This is a genomic window from Mesorhizobium sp. M1D.F.Ca.ET.231.01.1.1, from assembly GCF_003999155.2.
Lineage (GTDB): Bacteria > Pseudomonadota > Alphaproteobacteria > Rhizobiales > Rhizobiaceae > Mesorhizobium.
The window spans coordinates 139,162-155,374 of sequence record NZ_RZOZ02000012.1; the positions used below are offsets into that span (position 1 = coordinate 139,162).

The window sequence follows — 16,213 nt, forward strand, 5'->3', positions numbered from 1 at the left end:
CTGACGATTTGACCGCGCCGGAGTCCGGCGCGAGCTCGCGGAATCCATTCGGAGACGACTGATTTGACACCGTCGCTCGCGCAGCTTCAGCTCACACGCGAAATCACCTTCGACTACGCCGGCGCCCGCGACATCGACAATGTGATCGGCAACATCTCCGGCATCGGCATCGGGGGCGGTTCCGCCTGGACCGTCTCGGACGAAGGGCGGACTTTCGAGCGCCTCGCGGTCGCCGATGGCGGCTTCGCGCTGGTCGAGCAATACGATCTCGACGATTTCTTCCCCGGCCTGCCCGAGGGCCATGAGGCCGACCTCGAATCCGTCGATGTCTTTGACGGCAGGCTGTGGCTTTGCGGCTCGCACTGCCGCGTCCGGCGCGAGGCGGAGGAGCCCGCCACGCTGGACCCCAACTTCAAGCGCCGCCCGAGCCGGCATCTCCTCGGTTCGATTGCGCTCGGCGGCTCCGGCAAGCCCAAGAAGGGCACCGGGCTGGCCCTGCCTTACATCGGCGCCGGCAGCCTGCGGCGCCGGCTGCGCGAGGATCCCTATCTCTCCAGCTTCCTCGACCTGCCGAGCAAGGAGAACGGGCTCGACATCGAAGGCCTCACCCTGCTGCCGAACCGACTGCTGCTCGGCCTGCGCGGCCCGGTCATCGACAGCCACGCAGTGGTCGTCTCGCTGCCGCGCAAGGCCGCATCGCTTACCGATGACAAGCCGCACCTGCATATGCTCGACCTCGGTGGGCTCGGTGTGCGCGACCTCGCCCGACGCGACGACCACGTGCTGGTGTTGGCAGGCCCGGTGACGGCCACGGACGGGCCGTTTCGCATCCATCGCTGGCAGCCCTCCGGCGCCGGCCGGATCGAGACCGCCAACGTGCTTTACGAATGGACGTCCAGTCGTGAGCATCCGGAAGGGCTCTGCCCGTTTGCGCTCGACAACCGGCCGGGTATGCTCGTCGCCTACGACACGCCGGACGGGCGCCGTCGCTCAGGCGCCAAGGTAAGCGTCGACTGGTTCGCATAAGCTCGCCGGCCAGCGAGGAGGCAGGGGGGACTACAATGGGCCCGGATACGGTCGAGGTCTTGTCGGCAAACGGCGAGACGACAACGCGCCAGGGCCTCGGCCTCTGCCTTTCGGGTGGCGGCTACCGCGCCATGCTGTTCCATGCCGGCGCGCTCTGCCGGCTGAACGAGGCTGGCCTGCTCCAAGAGATCGACATGGTGAGCTCGGTCTCGGGCGGCTCGATCGCCGCCGGGCTGCTGGCGGTTATCTGGCCGCGCCTCACCTTCGCCAATGGCGTCGCCGGCAATTTCCGCGAGCTTTACCTGGAAAAGATCCTCGCCTTCTCGCAGGTGTTCCTCGACGCGCCCTCGATCCTCAAGGGCCTGCTCAACCCGTTTTCGAGCGCGGCGGCGGAAGTCGCCGCCTGCTACGAGCGCCATCTGTTCGATGGCGCGAGGCCGATGCTGAAGGGGCTGACCGGGCGCCCCTGGTTCGTGTTCTGCTCCAGCAATCTCAGCACCGGCTCGCTGTTTCGCATGTCCAACCGCTATATCGCCGATTATCGCATCGGCGTCGCCTACCATGCCGACCTGACGGTCGCGACCGCGATCGCGGCGTCGTCCGCCTTCCCGCCGTTCCTATCCCCGCTCAGGCTCGACCTGACGCAATTCGAGTGGCGGAACGACAAGCTCGACGCCAGCGTCGGCCCCGCGGTTCCGGCCGGCCGCGCCGTGCTCACCGATGGCGGCGTCTACGACAATCACGGCATCGAGCCGGCGCTGAAGCGCAGCCGCTGGCTTTTGGTCAGCGATGCCGGCGCGCCCTGGCGAGCGTCGGGCTCCGGCTACTGGAACTGGTTCTCGCAAGTGAACCGCGTGCTCGACACCACCGACAACCAGGTGCGGTCGCTCAGGCGGCGCGATCTCGTCGCCCGTTTCCTGGCTGCCAAGGACGCCGACGACCAGGGCCTGCCCAATGACGCGATGCGCCCCGACTATGCCGCCGCCCGCGGCGTCTACTGGTCGATCGCCAGCAAGCTGGACGCAACAGAGCCGACCTTCGTGCAAACCGCGGCAATCGCGCCCGCCGACATCGGCACCTCGCTGCATTTCCTGGGAAGCGAAGAGACGATCGACCTCGTCAACTGGGGCTACTCAGCCAGCGATCAGGCGCTGCGCAGCTGGTACGAGCCGGCCGTGCCGCCCGGAAAGGGCGTGCCGCTGGCGGCGGGCGCGGTGAAGCCCGGCCGCTGCGCGGTGGTGTCGAAGGCAATCATGAGCGCTTTCAAGATTTGAGCACGGCGCGACCTGCCGGTTTCCTTCCTCAGAGGGGGAGATCATGCGCTCCGCCGCTTTCGCCCATCGCCATGCGTTGTTGAATCCCTTGCCCGCAGCGCGTAACACTGTGGCGGGCGTGACGCCGCGCCAATCTCCCCGAAAATCTGATCATGCCGACCGCCGAAAGACGGGCGGCGCTTTTATCCAACCACGAGGCAGCCCATGCGAAGCGCATCCTGTACCTGCGGGCAACTGAAGATCTCTTGTCACGGCGAGCCGCAACTGGTCGCGCTCTGCCATTGCCTCGACTGCCAGCGGCGGACCGGCAGCAGCTATGGCATCGGGGCTTTCTATGCTCGCGAGAAGGCGAAGGCCGAAGGCGACGCCAAGACCTTCAGGCGATCGTCCCACAGCGGCCATGCCGTCACCTTCCATTTCTGCCCGAACTGCGGGTCCAGCGTCTTCTGGGAACCGGAGCGCAAGCCGGACGTCATAGCGGTTGCCATGGGCTGCTTTGCCGACCCGGCCTTTCCAGCGCCGACACGCATCGGGTGGGAGGAGCGGCGGCATGGGTGGGTTCACAATCCCGAAGCGAAATAGCTGGCGCCGGCGCCGTCGTCTTGGCGCAATCCAAACCGGTTCGTGCCTTCCCGCTCTCGTGCTAACAGAGGCGCCTTCATCAACAGGCGGCCTCCCCGCCTCAACGAATGGATTGAGAGATGGTGGACAAAGTAGCTCTGGTAACGGCGGGCGGCAGCGGCATGGGCGCTGCGGCGGCGAAGCGGCTGGCGGCGGACGGTTTCAAAGTCGGCGTGCTCTCCTCCTCCGGCAAGGGCGAGGCGCTGGGCCAGGAACTCGGCGGTTTCGGCGTCACCGGCTCCAACCAGTCGAACGAGGACCTGAAGCGCCTCACCGACGGCGCGCTGGAGCGCTGGGGCCGCATCGACGTCCTGGTCAACAGCGCCGGCCATGGGCCGCGCGCGCAGATCATCGAGATCAGCGACGAGGACTGGCACAAGGGCATCGACACCTATTTCCTCAACGTCGTGCGCCCGACCCGGCTGGTGACGCCGGTGATGCAAAAACAAAAGTCGGGAGCCATCATCAACATCTCGACCGCCTGGGCGTTCGAGCCGAGCGTCGGCTTCCCGACCTCGGCGGTGGCGCGCGCCGGGCTCGCCGCCTTCACCAAGATCTTCGCCGACACCTATGCGGCCGACAACATCCGCATCAACAACGTGCTGCCAGGCTGGATCGACAGCCTGCCGGCGACCGAAGAGCGGCGTGGCAGCGTGCCCATGCAACGCTATGGCACCTCGGAAGAGATCGCCGCGACGATCTCGTTCCTGGCCTCGGATGGGGCGGCCTATATCACCGGCCAGAACATCCGCGTCGATGGTGGGATAACGAGGGCGGTTTGAGGTGAACCCGGCGTCGCCTCAAGTCATCCGGGTCTGCGGGAATTGAGCACCAACAGAAAGGCTATCGAAGCCACCAGGACAATCGAATTGCCGACCACGATGTTCCAAAATCGGGTCGGATCGTCTGCCAGGGCGACCCAATGCGAGCTGCCCCGGACTTCGCCTGTCTTGATGCCGCAGGCAATGTTGTAGATCGCCATGGCGGCAAGCGCTGCCATCAGGACAAAGATGTCGTTGTTCTTGTTGCGATCCATGGGAGCGGCTTCTAACAGCGCTTGGTGAAATTTTGCTTACCTTGGGTAAGGCGGCGGCCGTGGCACGGGCCGCCGTGCACTTTCGCTGTCAAATTGTTTGCCAGGCGGCTACCGTGCGGCCCTGCAACGGAGGCAGGATTGAGCGCTTCGATCAAGCTCGGCATCGTCGGCGGCGCGGGCTGGCTGGGCGGCGCCATCGCAGGGGCTGCGCTTGCGGCCGGCGTGCTGCGCGCGGAAGACCTCGCCCTCTCCTATCGGAGTACCAGGCCGGACCGCTTTCCCGGCGCGTTCTGGACCGACGACAACCAGGCGCTCGCCGACCGCTCCGACGTCGTCATGCTTTCGGTGCGGCCGCAGGATTGGCCGTCGCTCGAGCTGGATGCAAAAGGCAAGCTGGTCATCTCGGTGATGGCCGGCATCCGGCTTGCCGAGATCGGCGACAAGCACGGCACAAGCCGTGTGGTGCGCACGCTGCCCAATGCGGCGGCCGAAGTTGTGAAATCCTACACGCCGTGGATCGCAAGCAGCGAAGCGACCGAGCAGGACCGCACAACCGTGCGCGCGATCTTCGCCGCCTGCGGCGTTGAGGACGAGGTCGGCAGCGAGCGCGACATCGACTACCTCACCGGTCTGACGGGTTCGGGCCCGGCCTTCCCTGCCCTGCTGGCGAACGCGATGATGCGGGATGCGATCGCCTTCGGCCTCTCGACCCACGTCGCGCGGCGCGCCGTCAACACGGTGCTCACCGGTACCGGCCGGCTGCTGGAACTCAGCGACGCATCACCCGCCGACACGGTGGAAGCCTTCCTCGACTATCGCGGCACGACCGCCGCGGCGATCGAGACGATGCGCGAAGCCGGCTTCGAGGAGGCGGTGGCTAAAGGACTGGCGGCGGCATTCCGGAAGTCGATCGCGATGGGGAAGAAGTGAGCGGGCGCGCACGCAACCGCCAATCTCAAATGTCCACCACGGTCGGCTGAAGCGGACCTCAGCGACAACTTCGATGGCTTGGCCGATTCGAACCGTCGCTCTGACAGCAGAAGCAAAATTCATCCATTCGCTTCGATATGCCTAATCTTTCGGCAGAAATTCCTGCAATATTAAGTAAAATTTGTCGATCTTCGCGCTTAAATTGCATTAGAGTCCCCTTATTCTCTCTGGCTTAAAGAATTGATCACTGAAATATAACTTTTCTCTGTACTATATGGCGATTCCTTGGAACGATAACCTGAATTACAAGTTGATCCGGCATCGATCGGTTGAACTCGTATCGCCCGACTCAAGCAAGACGTGCACCACGAGGAAGGATTGTCCGATGGCCAGCTTCGTCAACGCGGTAGGCGTTCCTCTTCCCTATAGCGGCTCGTCCACCCATTGGTTCTCGGCATCCGGGTCCGGGCCGGACTTGTGGGGCACCTCCGGCAATGACACCTTCTATGGAGCCTCCGGTGTCAACGTCACCATGCACGGCAGCTACGGCGATGACATCTATTACCTCTATGCCGCGGGCAACAAGGTGGCCGAGGGCTATGGGGCAGGCATCGACACGATCAGCACATGGATGAGCTATACGCTCCCGAACAACGTCGAGAACCTCATCGTCACCACCGCCGGTCGCTATGCGTTCGGAAATGCGCTGGACAACATCATCACCGCCAAGGCCGACCACCAGACGCTGGACGGCGGCGTGGGAAACGATGTTCTGATCGACGGCGGCGGCGGCTACGACACGTTCATCATAAAGAACGGCAACGGAAGCGACCTGATCGCGAATTTTGCAGCGACCGACACTGTCCGCCTCGATGGCTATGGGTTCACTTCCTTCGACGCAATTCACTCTAACATGGTTCAGGCGGGATCGAACGTGATCCTGAACCTCGGATCCGGTGAGATCCTCGAGTTCAAGGACACGACCATCGACAAGCTGCAGCCCAGCCAGTTCGAGCTGCCGATCGACAAATCGCACATGACGCTGTCCTTCGGCGACGAGTTCAACACGCTGAACCTTCACAACAGCCAAGGCGGCACCTGGGACACCAACTTCTGGTGGGGCGCGCCGAATGGCAGCACGCTCACCCAGAACAACGAGCTGCAGTGGTATATCGATGCCAATTACGCCCCGACGAGCTCCGTCCACCCGTTCAGCGTCAACAACGGCGTTCTCACCATCACCGCGGCGCAGGCGCCGGCGGACATCAAGCCGCTGATCAACAACTACGAATACACCTCCGGCATCCTGACCACGCACGACACCTTCTCGCAGACCTATGGCTATTTCGAAATGCGGGCTGACCTGCCGGAGAACGCCGGCGCCTGGCCGGCCTTCTGGCTGCTGCCCGAGGACGGCTCGTGGCCGCCGGAGCTGGACGTCGTGGAGATGTACGGCCAAAGCCCGAACTCGCTTCTGATGACCGCGCACACCAATGAGACGGGCACGCACACCAAAGTCGGGTCGACGGTGAACGTCATGGATACCCAAGGCTTCCACACCTATGGCCTCTTGTGGACGCCGGACAAGCTTGTCTGGACCTATGATGGCGTGCAGGTGGCGGAAGTTGCGACGCCGTCCGACATGAACAAGCCCATGTATATGCTGGTCGATCTCGCGGTCGGCGGTCAAGCCGGCGCGCCGCCGGATCATCTCGCCACGCCGGCTCAGATGAAGATCGACTATATCCATGCCTACACGCTGGACAGCGCGCCGGCGACCGCGCTGAACGTCACCAGCAGCAGCAGCACCACCCAGACCACCCAGAGCATAGCCACCACGCACAGTATCGCCAGCAGCATGCTGCACGGCGGTTCCGAGTTCGGGGGCCACGCCTAAGGCGCGATCATGCAGCGGCCGGGAATGGGCAAATGACTCGACCGTCGGGCCTGCGGCCGGTCTTTCTGCGCGCCATCGCCGATGTCGGCGCCTTCTCTGTGCTGATCAACATCCTATTGCTGGTGATCCCGCTCTACCTGCTCCAGGTCTATGATCGCGTGCTGCCGTCCTCCAGTATCGAGACGCTGTTTTACCTCTCGCTCATCGCGGTGTTGGCTCTCGCCTTCCTCGGCTTCCTCGACGCGGTGCGCGCCATCTATACGCAGCGCGTCGCTGCGACCGTCGACCGGAAGCTGGGTGCCGGAACATTCGCCCTTTCGCTTGCCGCCAAACATGCGGGCGGCCTGTCGCCGCTGCGCGACCTCGCTTCGGTCTGTGCCTTCATCCGGTCGCGCGGCGTGGCGGTGCTGTTCGACCTGCCCTTCGCTCCGGTCTTCCTCGCCCTGCTCTATCTCATCCATCCCGTCCTGTTCTGGGTGACGCTCGCCGGTACGGTGCTGCTGGTTCTCCTGGTCGTGGCGAACCAGCTTGCCATTGGCCGGAACGATGCCTTGTCGGTGGAACGTTCTGCTTTGGCTGCCCAGGCGGAACAGGTCTTTGCCCGCAATGCCGAAACGCTGCGCGCCATGGGCATGGTCGACAACGCGGCGCGGGTCTGGGGGCGGTACGTGGGCGAAGCGCTCATCCTGCACGACCGCTCCGCGAGCGCCAACGCGATCTTCAGCGGCGCCTCGCGGGCGCTGCGCATGATGCTGCAGCTCGCGATCCTCGGCGCCGGTGCGTGGCTGGTGGTCGAGGGGCAGATGACGGCCGGCATGATCTTCGCCTCCTCGCTGGTATCGTCGCGTGCGCTGCAGCCGCTCGACCAGCTCATCGGCGCCTGGCGCCAGATCGCCGATGCCCGTCGAGCGTGGACACGGCTGGAAAGGGCGCTCGCGGCGCAGCCGGCGCAATCGCGCAGACTCGCCCTGCCCGATCCGTTAGGCGCGATTGCCGTGCAGGACCTTTTCTTCATGGCGCCGAATGCCCAGCCAGGCACCGAACCCATCCTCAAGCGGCTGAATTTCCAAATCGGCGCCGGCGAGGCGGTGGCGATCGTCGGCCCGAGCGGCGCCGGCAAATCCACGCTCGCGCGGCTGCTTGTGGGTGCCGCCCAGCCGACCGGCGGCTCCGTCAGGATCGACGGCGCCGACCTCAGGAGCTGGGACGAAAACCAGCTCGGAAAACACATCGGCTACCTGGCGCAGGAGGTGGAGCTCTTTCCCGGATCGATCGCGGAAAATGTCGCCCGCTTCGACCAGCAGGCGGACGACACCGCGATCGTCGAGGCGGCCAGGCGCGCCGAGGCGCATGAGCTGATCCTGGCGCAGCGCGACGGCTACCAGACCATGATCGGCCCCTCGAACAGGACGCTGTCGGGCGGCGAGCGGCAGCGGATAGGGCTGGCGCGCGCCTTGTACGGCAATCCGCGCATGATGGTCCTCGACGAGCCCAGCTCCCATCTCGACGGCAGCGGCGAAGTGGCGCTCGAAGCGGTGCTTGCCGCCGCGAAAGCGGCGGGCGTCACGGTGATCGTGATCACGCATCGCCCTTCGATCGCCGCCGCCTGCGACCGCGTGATGCTCTTGCGCGGCGGCGTGGTCGAAGCCTTCGGACCGAGCGGCGAGGTGCTACGGCGGCCGACTGTCGAAAAGGGCGCCGCAAAGAGCCCTGTCGCGCAGCCGGGCACGGTGGTGACGGGCTCGTTCATCCCGACGATCCGCACGCACGGCGTGCGCCTGGGATCGTAGACGATGACCGTCGAGAGCCTCGCCTGGAACGGCCAGCCACGCACCGATTTCCGGCGCATTGCGCTGGCCGGATATGCGGCAATAGCGCTCTTCGTCGGTTGCTTTGGCTATTGGGCGGTGAGCGCGCCGCTCTCCGGCGCGGTGATCACGCAAGGCACGATTTCGGCGACCGGCGGCAACATTCTTATCCAGCAGCCCGAGGGTGGGATCGTCCAGCAACTGCTGGTCCATGAAGGCGATCGCGTGCAGCAGGGCCAGGACCTCATCCTCCTCGACCGGACGGCGGCGCAGGCAGATCTCAACCGGCTGACCAGGCAGTCGATCGCGCTCAAGGCGACCGCGGCACGGCTGGAGGCGGAGCGCGACGGACTGGACAGGCTGGCGCCGATCACCGAGGCGGCAGCGGCGCCGTTCCAGCAGGATTTCCAGAACCTCATCCGCGAACAGCAGAAGGAATTCGACGCCAGACTTGCCCGCTTCCGCTCCGAACAGTCGATCATGGCGCAGCGCGTCGCCATGCACCGCGAGTCGGTGGTCGGCCTGAACGCGCAGAAGCTTGCCATCGAGCAGCAGTCCGACGTGGTGAAGAAGGAGCTCGGCATCAAGACCGGGCTTTTGGACAAGGGCCTCACCAACCGCACCGAATATTCGCAGCTTTTGCGCTCGGAGGCCGATCTCGTCGGCCAGGCCGGCGCGCTGGAGGCAAACCTCGCCGCGGCCAACAGCCAGATCGTCGAAGCGCAGGTGCAGGTCGAGCGCCTGACCACGCAGCGCGTGGAGGAAGCGTTGACCAAGCTCGACGACGTCCGCACCAACCTCGCCGACATCGAGGAGCGGATGCGCGCGGCCGAGGCGGTGCTTCAGCGCACGACGATCAAGGCGCCGGCAGCGGGCATCGTGGTGTCGTCGACCTATAATTCGAAGGGCAGCGTGATCGCGCCCGGCGAGAAGATCATGGAGATCCTGCCCACGGCTTCAGGCCTCAACGTCGACGCCAAGCTCAGGCCGAAGGACGTCGACCAGGTGCGCGTCGGCCAGCAGGCGAAACTAAGGCTGTCGGCGCTCAACATGCGCCTGACGCCCGAAGTGTCGGCGACCGTGAGCGAGATCTCCGCCGACCGGCTGATCGACCAGGCGACGCGCGAACCCTATTTCCGCGCCAAGCTGAAGATCGCCGATGCCCTGCCCCCCGGCGTGAAAGCCGAACAGCTTTATCCGGGAACGCCGGTGGAGGTCTTCATCAGCACGGGGAATAGGACCTTCTTCGAATATCTGGCGCGGCCGATGATGGACTCGTTTGCAAGGGCGTTTGCGGAGCGGTAGGGCGGCAGGCTACCGGGATCTCAAGACCATGTTCGCCACCGCCTCGTTTCGTGGCGGTCTCCCGCAGCGGAATTCAGTCCGCGAGCGCTGGAACCAAAGACGTGCGAGACTGTTCAGCTATACTTTGATACGACGCTGACGTGCCCGGCCGGTTGGGCAAGCGGCGCTCTTGAGGAGTCTTATCATGTCCATATTTCGTTCTGTCGCGATTGCCGTTTTCGCAGCCGCGGGCGTCAGCCTTGCCAGCGCAGCACACGCCGACAGCGGCACGATCCGCTTTTCCGTCTACAAGGCGGCCTTCTTCATCGGTGGATCCGGTGGCGAGGGCACGCTGACCTTCCACGGCCGCCGCTATCCGATCTCCATCGGCGGCATCTCGGGCGGTCTCGCCTTCGGAGCCTCCAAAACCTATTTCCAGGGCACCGTGCGACACATACGCCGCGCCCGGGATGTGACGGGAGTGTATGGCGCAGCCGGCGGCGGCGGCGCGCTCGGCAAAGGGGCCCAGGTGATCGTCATGACCAACGACAAGGGCGCTGAACTCGAACTCACGGGCCGGCAGGTAGGCCTGCAAGTCAACGCCGATCTCAGCGGCATGAGCATCGGGTTGAGGTAAGGGCCGCCGCTCCGTTTGCCATCGCTTGGAGCATCGGGGATTGAACGATTTCGGCATGCTGTCGGAGAACCGCAGCCTATGCGGCGCGAGCGGGGCTCGGCCTGGGCTTGATTAGCGTCGCAAGCACGATGCCGGCGACGATGAAGGCCGCGCCGAGCAGGTCGTAGTCGTGCAGGCTCTCGCCAAGCAGCAGGTAGGCAAGGATGGCGACGAACAGCGTCTGCAGATAGAGCAGCATGCTCGCGCGGCTGGCGCCCAGCGTGTCCACGCTGCGGTTGTAGAGATAGTACATCAGCGCCCCGCCGGGGCCGGCCAGATAGGCGAGCGCGAGCCAGCCATGAACGTTCAAGGCGGAGCGTTCGTCGTTGAACCATTCCCAGACGTGAAACGGCAGAGCGACGAGCGCGCCGGCGCCGAGCAACAGCACAACCAGCGGCAGGAGCTCGATGCCGAATTTGGAACGGCGCACAAGCACGGTGTAGAGCGCCCAGCAGAAGGCACTGCCGACGATCCACAATTCGCCGAGGTTGAAGCGCAGCTGCAGCAGCGCCGTGAGATCCCCATGCGCGACGATGACCAGCATGCCCGCGAGAGCAACCGCCGCGCCAAGCGATTTCCAGAGCCCGAGCGGCTCGCCGAGCACGAAACGCGCGAGCACCATGGTCATGACCGGCGACAGCGCCATGATGATGCCGGCCGTGGTCGCGTCGGTGGCAGCGAGGCCATGGTAGATCATGCCTTGGCACAGCGTCAGGCCGATCGCCCCCACGGCGACGATCTCCAGGGGCCGGGATTTGAGAAGCGCTACCATCGCGCCGTGATGACGATGCACGATCGGCAGCAGGATGGCGCAGGCCAACGCAAGCCGCCAGAAGCAAAGCCCCCAGGGCGGCATTTCCGGCGCCACCCATTTGGCCGCGATATAGACGCCGGCCGACAGAAGCCAGCACAGCACGGCGGCCGGATAGCCGGAGAGCGAGGGTATCGAGGCGACCGCAGGCTGGTCTGCTTGATGCGCTATCGGCACTGCCTGCATGTCATCCCCCTTCGATGCACGTCAGACGCAGCTGCAATATATCACCGTCCTCGAATGTTACCTATCTGTGCGGATGACGGTGATGGCGGGGATGCTTGCGTCGCACGGGAAGATGATCGGCGTCAGTTCGGCGAACCGTCGGACGAATGCAGAAGCCTCCAGGTCGAGCCGATGCGACCGTGAAACTGTGAGGCAAAATCTTCGGCGGCGGCATCTTCCAGGCCATCGTCGACGAGAGCCTCGATGCTGCGCCGCATCAAGGCGAGCTGCATCGCCCTGGCGTGCGCCGCGTTCGTCTCTCTCATGATTGCCGTGACGTGATAGGCAACAACAGGCTGGCCTAGGCAAGATACAAGCGCGCCGTCTTCGGCCGTCGCTGCAGCAACTGCGTCTTCGATCTGCATTTGGCGCTCCTCATCAAAGCCGATGCAGGCGCCTCCCCGGGAGACGACGGTGTTCCGTCGCTTCTTTTCAACTCAGCCGCGCTGACTCTCGCGGCCAAATCAATATCCTCCAGGATCGTATTGAACGCCACAGGATAGTTAACTGATGGTTAACACGAAGGTTCGCATCTTAAGCGTCGGCGCAGCCGTGTCGGGGACGTGATCGAGGAGCGAGCTTCGGCGAACTCTCGCGCGAATTAAAGCTCTTCGAATCGAGCCACGACGCATGGGGTCGAGAATCGCCGATGGACTAGCGGAATTGATTGGCATGCTACGGCGCGAGCAAAACCCTATTGTGTTTGTGTGACCTGCAAGCACAAGCGGAGCCCCGCCATGACCCTCACCAATCGAGATCTCATCGAGCTCACCGCGTGGCGCCGCAAGCTGCATCGGCAGCCGGAGATCTCCAACGAGGAAGAGAAGACCGCGAAAGAGGTCGTTGCCTTCCTCGCCGATACCGGAGCGGACAAGGTGCTGACCGGATTGGGCGGGCACGGCGTGGCGGCGGTCTATGACAGCGGCCAAGCCGGGCCGACTGTGCTGTTCCGCTCGGAGCTCGACGCGCTGCCGATCGAGGAGCTTTCGGGGGTCGAGCATTCCTCGCAGGTGCCCGGCAAGTCGCATATGTGCGGCCATGACGGGCACACCGCGATCCTCGCCGCGCTCGGCCGCCAGCTCGGGCGCCAGAGGCCGGCGCGCGGCCGCGTGGTTTTGATGTTCCAGCCAGCGGAGGAGACCGGCAATGGCGCGGCCGGCGTCGTCGCCGATCCGCGCTTTTCAGAGATCGCGCCGGATTTCGCCTTCTCGCTGCACAACCTGCCGGGCGTGCCGTTCGGCGAGGTGCGGCTCAAGGCGGGCGTGGTGAACTGCGCCTCGCGCGGCATGCGGATCATCTTGGAGGGCAAGACCGCGCATTCCTCCATGCCCGAAACCGGCGTGTCGCCGATGCTGGCGGTGAGCGAGCTGATGCCGCGGTTGCCCGCGCTTGGGCACGGCTCCTTCGCCGACGACGATTTCAGCATGGTCACCGTTACCCATGTCGCGATGGGCGAGGCCGTGTTCGGCATCGCGCCCGGTTACGCTGAGGTGTGGGCGACGCTACGCACAAGGCGCGACGAGCGCATGGCTGAGCTGGTCGCCGCCGCGGAAGCGCTGGCGGCGAAGATCGCGGCCGAGCATCGCCTCGCCGTGCGCTTCGACTATCATGAGATTTTCGTCGCCAGCGTCAACGCGCCGGATGCGGTGGAGCATCTCGCGCGGGCGCTCGACGAGGAAGGTGTTTCGCGCGGCGAGGAAGCCCTGCCGATGCGCGCCTCGGAGGATTTCGGCATCTTCGGCCACAATGCCAAATCCGCGATGTTCTTCCTCGGCGCCGGCGAGCGCTACCCTGCCCTTCACAATCCCGACTACGACTTTCCCGACGACCTGATCCCGATCGGCTCGAAAATCTTCATGCGCACGGTGCGCAATCTTTTGGGGTGAGCGGCTGGCTTCTCCTTCGACAAGCCTTAGGTATATCGCGGCAGGAACCAAATCTCGGAAATCGTGTGGGCAGCAGGGAGCAGGCCATGTCGCGCATCGTCGTCATCGGAGGCAGCGGTCACGTCGGAAGCTATCTGGTGCCTCGGCTCGTCGAGCTCGGACATGATGTCGTGAATGTAAGCCGCGGCATGGCGGTGCCCTATCGTCCCCATTTCGCCTGAAATTCGATCGAGAACATCGCCATCGATCGCGCCGCCGAAGAGAAGGCGGGACGGTTCGGCACGATGATCGCGGAGCTGCGTCCGGAGATCGTCGTCGACATGATATCGTTCGATCTGCCAAGCGCCCGGCAACTGGTCGAGGCGCTGCGCGGCAGGATCGAGCACTATCTGTTCTGCAGCTCGATCTGGGTGTACGGTCGTTTCTTCACCATCCCGTCGACCGAGGCGGACCCGCCAAACCCCATCGACACATACGGGGCGAACAAGGCCGCGATCGAGGCCTGGCTGTTGCGGCAGGCACGGCTGACCGGTTTTCCGGCGACCTGCTTTCGGCCCGGCCATATCGTGGGAGAGGGATGGATCCCGATCAACCCGCTCGGCAATGCCAATCCCGCCGTCTTTTCCTTGATCGCCCGCGGCGACGAGCTGGTTCTGCCGAATCTCGGGCTCGAGACGGTGCATCACGTTCATGCCGATGACGTCGCCCAGTGGATCATCCGCGCGATCGAAAACCGGACGGCCTCGATCGGCGAGGCATTCAACACGGTTTCCGAGCAGGCGGTCACGCTGCGGGGCTATGCCGAAACGGTCTATCGCTGGTTCGGCAAGGAGCCGCGGATCGCGTTCAAACCCTTCGACGAATGGATCCTCGATCTGGAAGGCGATGATGCCGTGGGCTCGCGAGGACATGTCATGCGCAGCTCATCCCACTCGATCGAGAAAAGCCGTCAGCGCCTCGGCTACAAGCCTCGCTATACGAGCTTCGAGGCAATCCAGGAGTCCGTCCGGGCGCTGATAGCCGCGGGGACGGTTGCCGCCCCGGATCCCGGCTTTGCGGGGAAAGGCCGCTGACCGTTCTGTTGCGTGATTTCTTTGCCCGTGACGCGCTTGTGGTCGCGCACGAGCTCATCGGCGCGCGGCTTGGTCTCGCCGGCGTCGGCGGCATCATCGTCGAGAGCGAGGCCTATAGCCCCGACGACCCGGCCTCGCACAGCTATCGCGGCCGCACGCCGCGCAACGCGCCGATGTACGGTGCTCCGGGCACTGCCTATGTCTATCGCTCCTACGGCCTGCACTGGTGCCTGAATGCGGTGTGCCTGCCGGGCAGCGCGGTGCTGATCCGGGCGATCCAGCCGCAATCCGGCATCGCCGCCATGCGCGGCAGGCGGGGAACCGACGACGACAGGCTGCTGTGCTCCGGTCCGGGCAAGCTCTGCCAGGCGCTTGGCATCGACGGCTCGCACAACGGGCTGTCGTTGAGCGCGCCGCCCTTCGAGTTCGCCCGCTCCGAGACCGACGCCGCCGCGATCGTCAGCGGACGCAGGATCGGGATTTCCAGGGGCATGGAAGCCGAGTGGAGGTTCGGCCTTGGCGGATCGTCCTATCTCAGCCGGAAGTTCTGAGCGGCCAAGCGGTGTAAAGATCGCGGCCCTCGTCGAGCCGCGAACCTCTTTCTTATGCCGCGGGCTGTGGTCATGGATCAGGAGGCCGTCGCCCGACTTGATTTGGACGATCTGCGCGCTGCAGCGCGGTGGCGATCAAGCCACCTTTGCCAATATCTTGGTCATATCGGCCGTATCAAACGCCCTCAATGTCTGAGTTCTGATATTGCCTAAAGATGCGATCGATAAGGAGAGTGCGGTAGCGGCAATGTCGTCTTCGGCTTCAGTGATCCCCACGACATCATATTGACCCAGCGTCCACAACAGCGTGTGAACCTTGACGCCGCTTTTGCTGGCCGCCGCCTTGAAGGCCTCGGCACGCTTCTGAGTATCCTTTATGGTCTTGATACCCTGGTCTGTGAAATTCGACAGGAATACGTAATAAGCCATTTGTTCCTCCCACAATGGGGAGCGGGCGGGCGCTCACGGCGCGTCCGCCGTCTCCCGCAGCAACGATACCACGAGGTGGGTGGGCAAACCACAGGCGGCCCGAAAAGCGCCGTCTGCAAGGACAGCTCCCGCAGACCCTGCCAAGCGCTCGGCGTGGACGGCTCGCATGGCGGGCCTTTGTTGGGCGCGCCGCCCTTCGCGTTCGCCCGGTCCCGGATCCGGCACGGCCGGGCGGACAAGGGCGGCAGCTGTTAGCCTCGGATATCTCCTTGTGGGAAGAAGGGTTCCTGTGTACTCCCACCCTGCTTTAGGAGAGGCTTAAGGATGAGATATGCAATGGCCGTCGCTTTGAGCGCGGTGGTGGCTGGATGCGTCAGCTCTCCGGTCGACTATGGATCGTCGCTCTCGCAGCAGGACCCGAAATGGGCATCGCCGGAATGCCAGCAAGCCCGCTTGGCGGCCGCGGACTACGCCACCCGTGAAAAAGAGCACCCCGGCTGGGGTTTCGGCGTCTTGCTCGGCCCCTACAGCATGGGAATGGTGGCGGCGGTCAAGGAGCATGAGCAGCAGCAGCGACGGCTTCTCGCCCGGCAGATGCATCTTAAGTGCTCCAGCCAGCCACTGCCGAAGGAACTGGATTTCGATCCTGCGATCTACGCGCCAAAGAAGGCGAAGTATCCATAAGC

At 64.5% G+C, this 16,213-nt stretch carries 16 protein-coding genes and 1 pseudogene; 13 read left to right on the top strand and 4 right to left on the bottom strand.

Going from position 1 to position 16,213, the window contains the following annotated elements:
• Nucleotides 1–63 precede the first annotated feature (63 nt).
• From EN874_RS26495 to EN874_RS26510, 4 genes are all read left to right on the top strand, one after another.
• Nucleotides 64–1,026 (top strand): DUF3616 domain-containing protein, encoded by a 963-nt coding sequence (locus EN874_RS26495; protein ID WP_168247617.1) that lies wholly within the window; start codon nt 64–66, stop codon nt 1,024–1,026.
• 35 nt (nt 1,027–1,061) lie between these two features.
• Entirely contained in the window at nt 1,062–2,300 is a 1,239-nt protein-coding gene (locus tag EN874_RS26500) for a patatin-like phospholipase family protein (RefSeq protein ID WP_127427783.1), read from the top strand.
• A gap of 204 nt (nt 2,301–2,504) precedes the next feature.
• Nucleotides 2,505–2,882 carry a GFA family protein gene (locus tag EN874_RS26505; RefSeq protein WP_127427782.1) on the top strand — a complete coding sequence of 126 codons (378 nt, stop codon included), beginning with the start codon at nt 2,505–2,507 and terminating at the stop codon, nt 2,880–2,882.
• A gap of 119 nt (nt 2,883–3,001) precedes the next feature.
• Nucleotides 3,002–3,703, top strand: coding sequence for an SDR family oxidoreductase (locus tag EN874_RS26510; protein WP_126084757.1), 702 nt, complete (start codon nt 3,002–3,004; stop codon nt 3,701–3,703).
• Nucleotides 3,704–3,726: 23 nt separating this feature from the next.
• Here the strand turns inward: EN874_RS26510 and EN874_RS26515 are convergent, their stop codons facing one another.
• Nucleotides 3,727–3,957: a hypothetical protein gene (locus EN874_RS26515; RefSeq protein WP_126084758.1), complete on the bottom strand. Its 231-nt coding sequence runs from the start codon at nt 3,955–3,957 to the stop codon at nt 3,727–3,729.
• Nucleotides 3,958–4,095: 138 nt separating this feature from the next.
• On the opposite strand from EN874_RS26515, the gene EN874_RS26520 reads away from it, so the two are divergent.
• The 5 genes from EN874_RS26520 to EN874_RS26540 all read left to right on the top strand — a co-directional run bounded on the left by EN874_RS26520 (nt 4,096) and on the right by EN874_RS26540 (nt 10,513).
• Entirely contained in the window at nt 4,096–4,887 is a 792-nt protein-coding gene (locus EN874_RS26520) for a pyrroline-5-carboxylate reductase dimerization domain-containing protein (protein ID WP_127427781.1), read from the top strand.
• A gap of 385 nt (nt 4,888–5,272) precedes the next feature.
• Complete coding sequence (locus EN874_RS26525; RefSeq protein WP_127427780.1) at nt 5,273–6,784, top strand: family 16 glycosylhydrolase; 1,512 nt, start codon at nt 5,273–5,275, stop codon at nt 6,782–6,784.
• Between the two features lie 32 nt (nt 6,785–6,816).
• Nucleotides 6,817–8,574, top strand: coding sequence for a type I secretion system permease/ATPase (locus tag EN874_RS26530; RefSeq protein ID WP_127427779.1), 1,758 nt, complete (start codon nt 6,817–6,819; stop codon nt 8,572–8,574).
• A 3-nt stretch (nt 8,575–8,577) separates the two neighbouring features.
• Entirely contained in the window at nt 8,578–9,897 is a 1,320-nt protein-coding gene (locus tag EN874_RS26535) for an HlyD family type I secretion periplasmic adaptor subunit (protein ID WP_127427778.1), read from the top strand.
• Between the two features lie 184 nt (nt 9,898–10,081).
• Complete coding sequence (locus tag EN874_RS26540) at nt 10,082–10,513, top strand: hypothetical protein (protein ID WP_126084763.1); 432 nt, start codon at nt 10,082–10,084, stop codon at nt 10,511–10,513.
• Between the two features lie 76 nt (nt 10,514–10,589).
• On the opposite strand, the gene EN874_RS26545 is transcribed toward EN874_RS26540, so the two are convergent.
• Both EN874_RS26545 and EN874_RS26550 read right to left on the bottom strand, forming a co-directional pair.
• Nucleotides 10,590–11,549, bottom strand: a complete 960-nt coding sequence (locus EN874_RS26545) for an EamA family transporter (RefSeq protein ID WP_127427777.1) — start codon at nt 11,547–11,549, stop codon at nt 10,590–10,592.
• A 122-nt stretch (nt 11,550–11,671) separates the two neighbouring features.
• Complete coding sequence (locus EN874_RS26550) at nt 11,672–11,953, bottom strand: hypothetical protein (protein ID WP_127427776.1); 282 nt, start codon at nt 11,951–11,953, stop codon at nt 11,672–11,674.
• A gap of 372 nt (nt 11,954–12,325) precedes the next feature.
• Here EN874_RS26550 and EN874_RS26555 point away from each other — a divergent pair, with 372 nt between their 5' ends.
• The 3 genes and pseudogenes from EN874_RS26555 to EN874_RS26565 all read left to right on the top strand — a co-directional run bounded on the left by EN874_RS26555 (nt 12,326) and on the right by EN874_RS26565 (nt 15,098).
• Nucleotides 12,326–13,474, top strand: a complete 1,149-nt coding sequence (locus EN874_RS26555; RefSeq protein WP_127427775.1) for an amidohydrolase — start codon at nt 12,326–12,328, stop codon at nt 13,472–13,474.
• A gap of 86 nt (nt 13,475–13,560) precedes the next feature.
• Nucleotides 13,561–14,547, top strand: a pseudogene (locus EN874_RS26560) (NAD-dependent epimerase/dehydratase family protein).
• Between the two features lie 5 nt (nt 14,548–14,552).
• Entirely contained in the window at nt 14,553–15,098 is a 546-nt protein-coding gene (locus EN874_RS26565) for a DNA-3-methyladenine glycosylase (protein ID WP_127427774.1), read from the top strand.
• 135 nt (nt 15,099–15,233) lie between these two features.
• Here EN874_RS26565 and EN874_RS26570 read toward each other — a convergent pair whose 3' ends face one another.
• On the bottom strand, nt 15,234–15,527 hold the full coding sequence (locus EN874_RS26570; RefSeq protein WP_127427773.1) for a GYD domain-containing protein: 294 nt from the start codon (nt 15,525–15,527) through the stop codon (nt 15,234–15,236).
• Nucleotides 15,528–15,851: 324 nt separating this feature from the next.
• Here EN874_RS26570 and EN874_RS26575 point away from each other — a divergent pair, with 324 nt between their 5' ends.
• Nucleotides 15,852–16,211 carry a hypothetical protein gene (locus EN874_RS26575; RefSeq protein ID WP_127427772.1) on the top strand — a complete coding sequence of 120 codons (360 nt, stop codon included), beginning with the start codon at nt 15,852–15,854 and terminating at the stop codon, nt 16,209–16,211.
• The last annotated feature ends 2 nt before the right edge of the window (nt 16,212–16,213 follow it).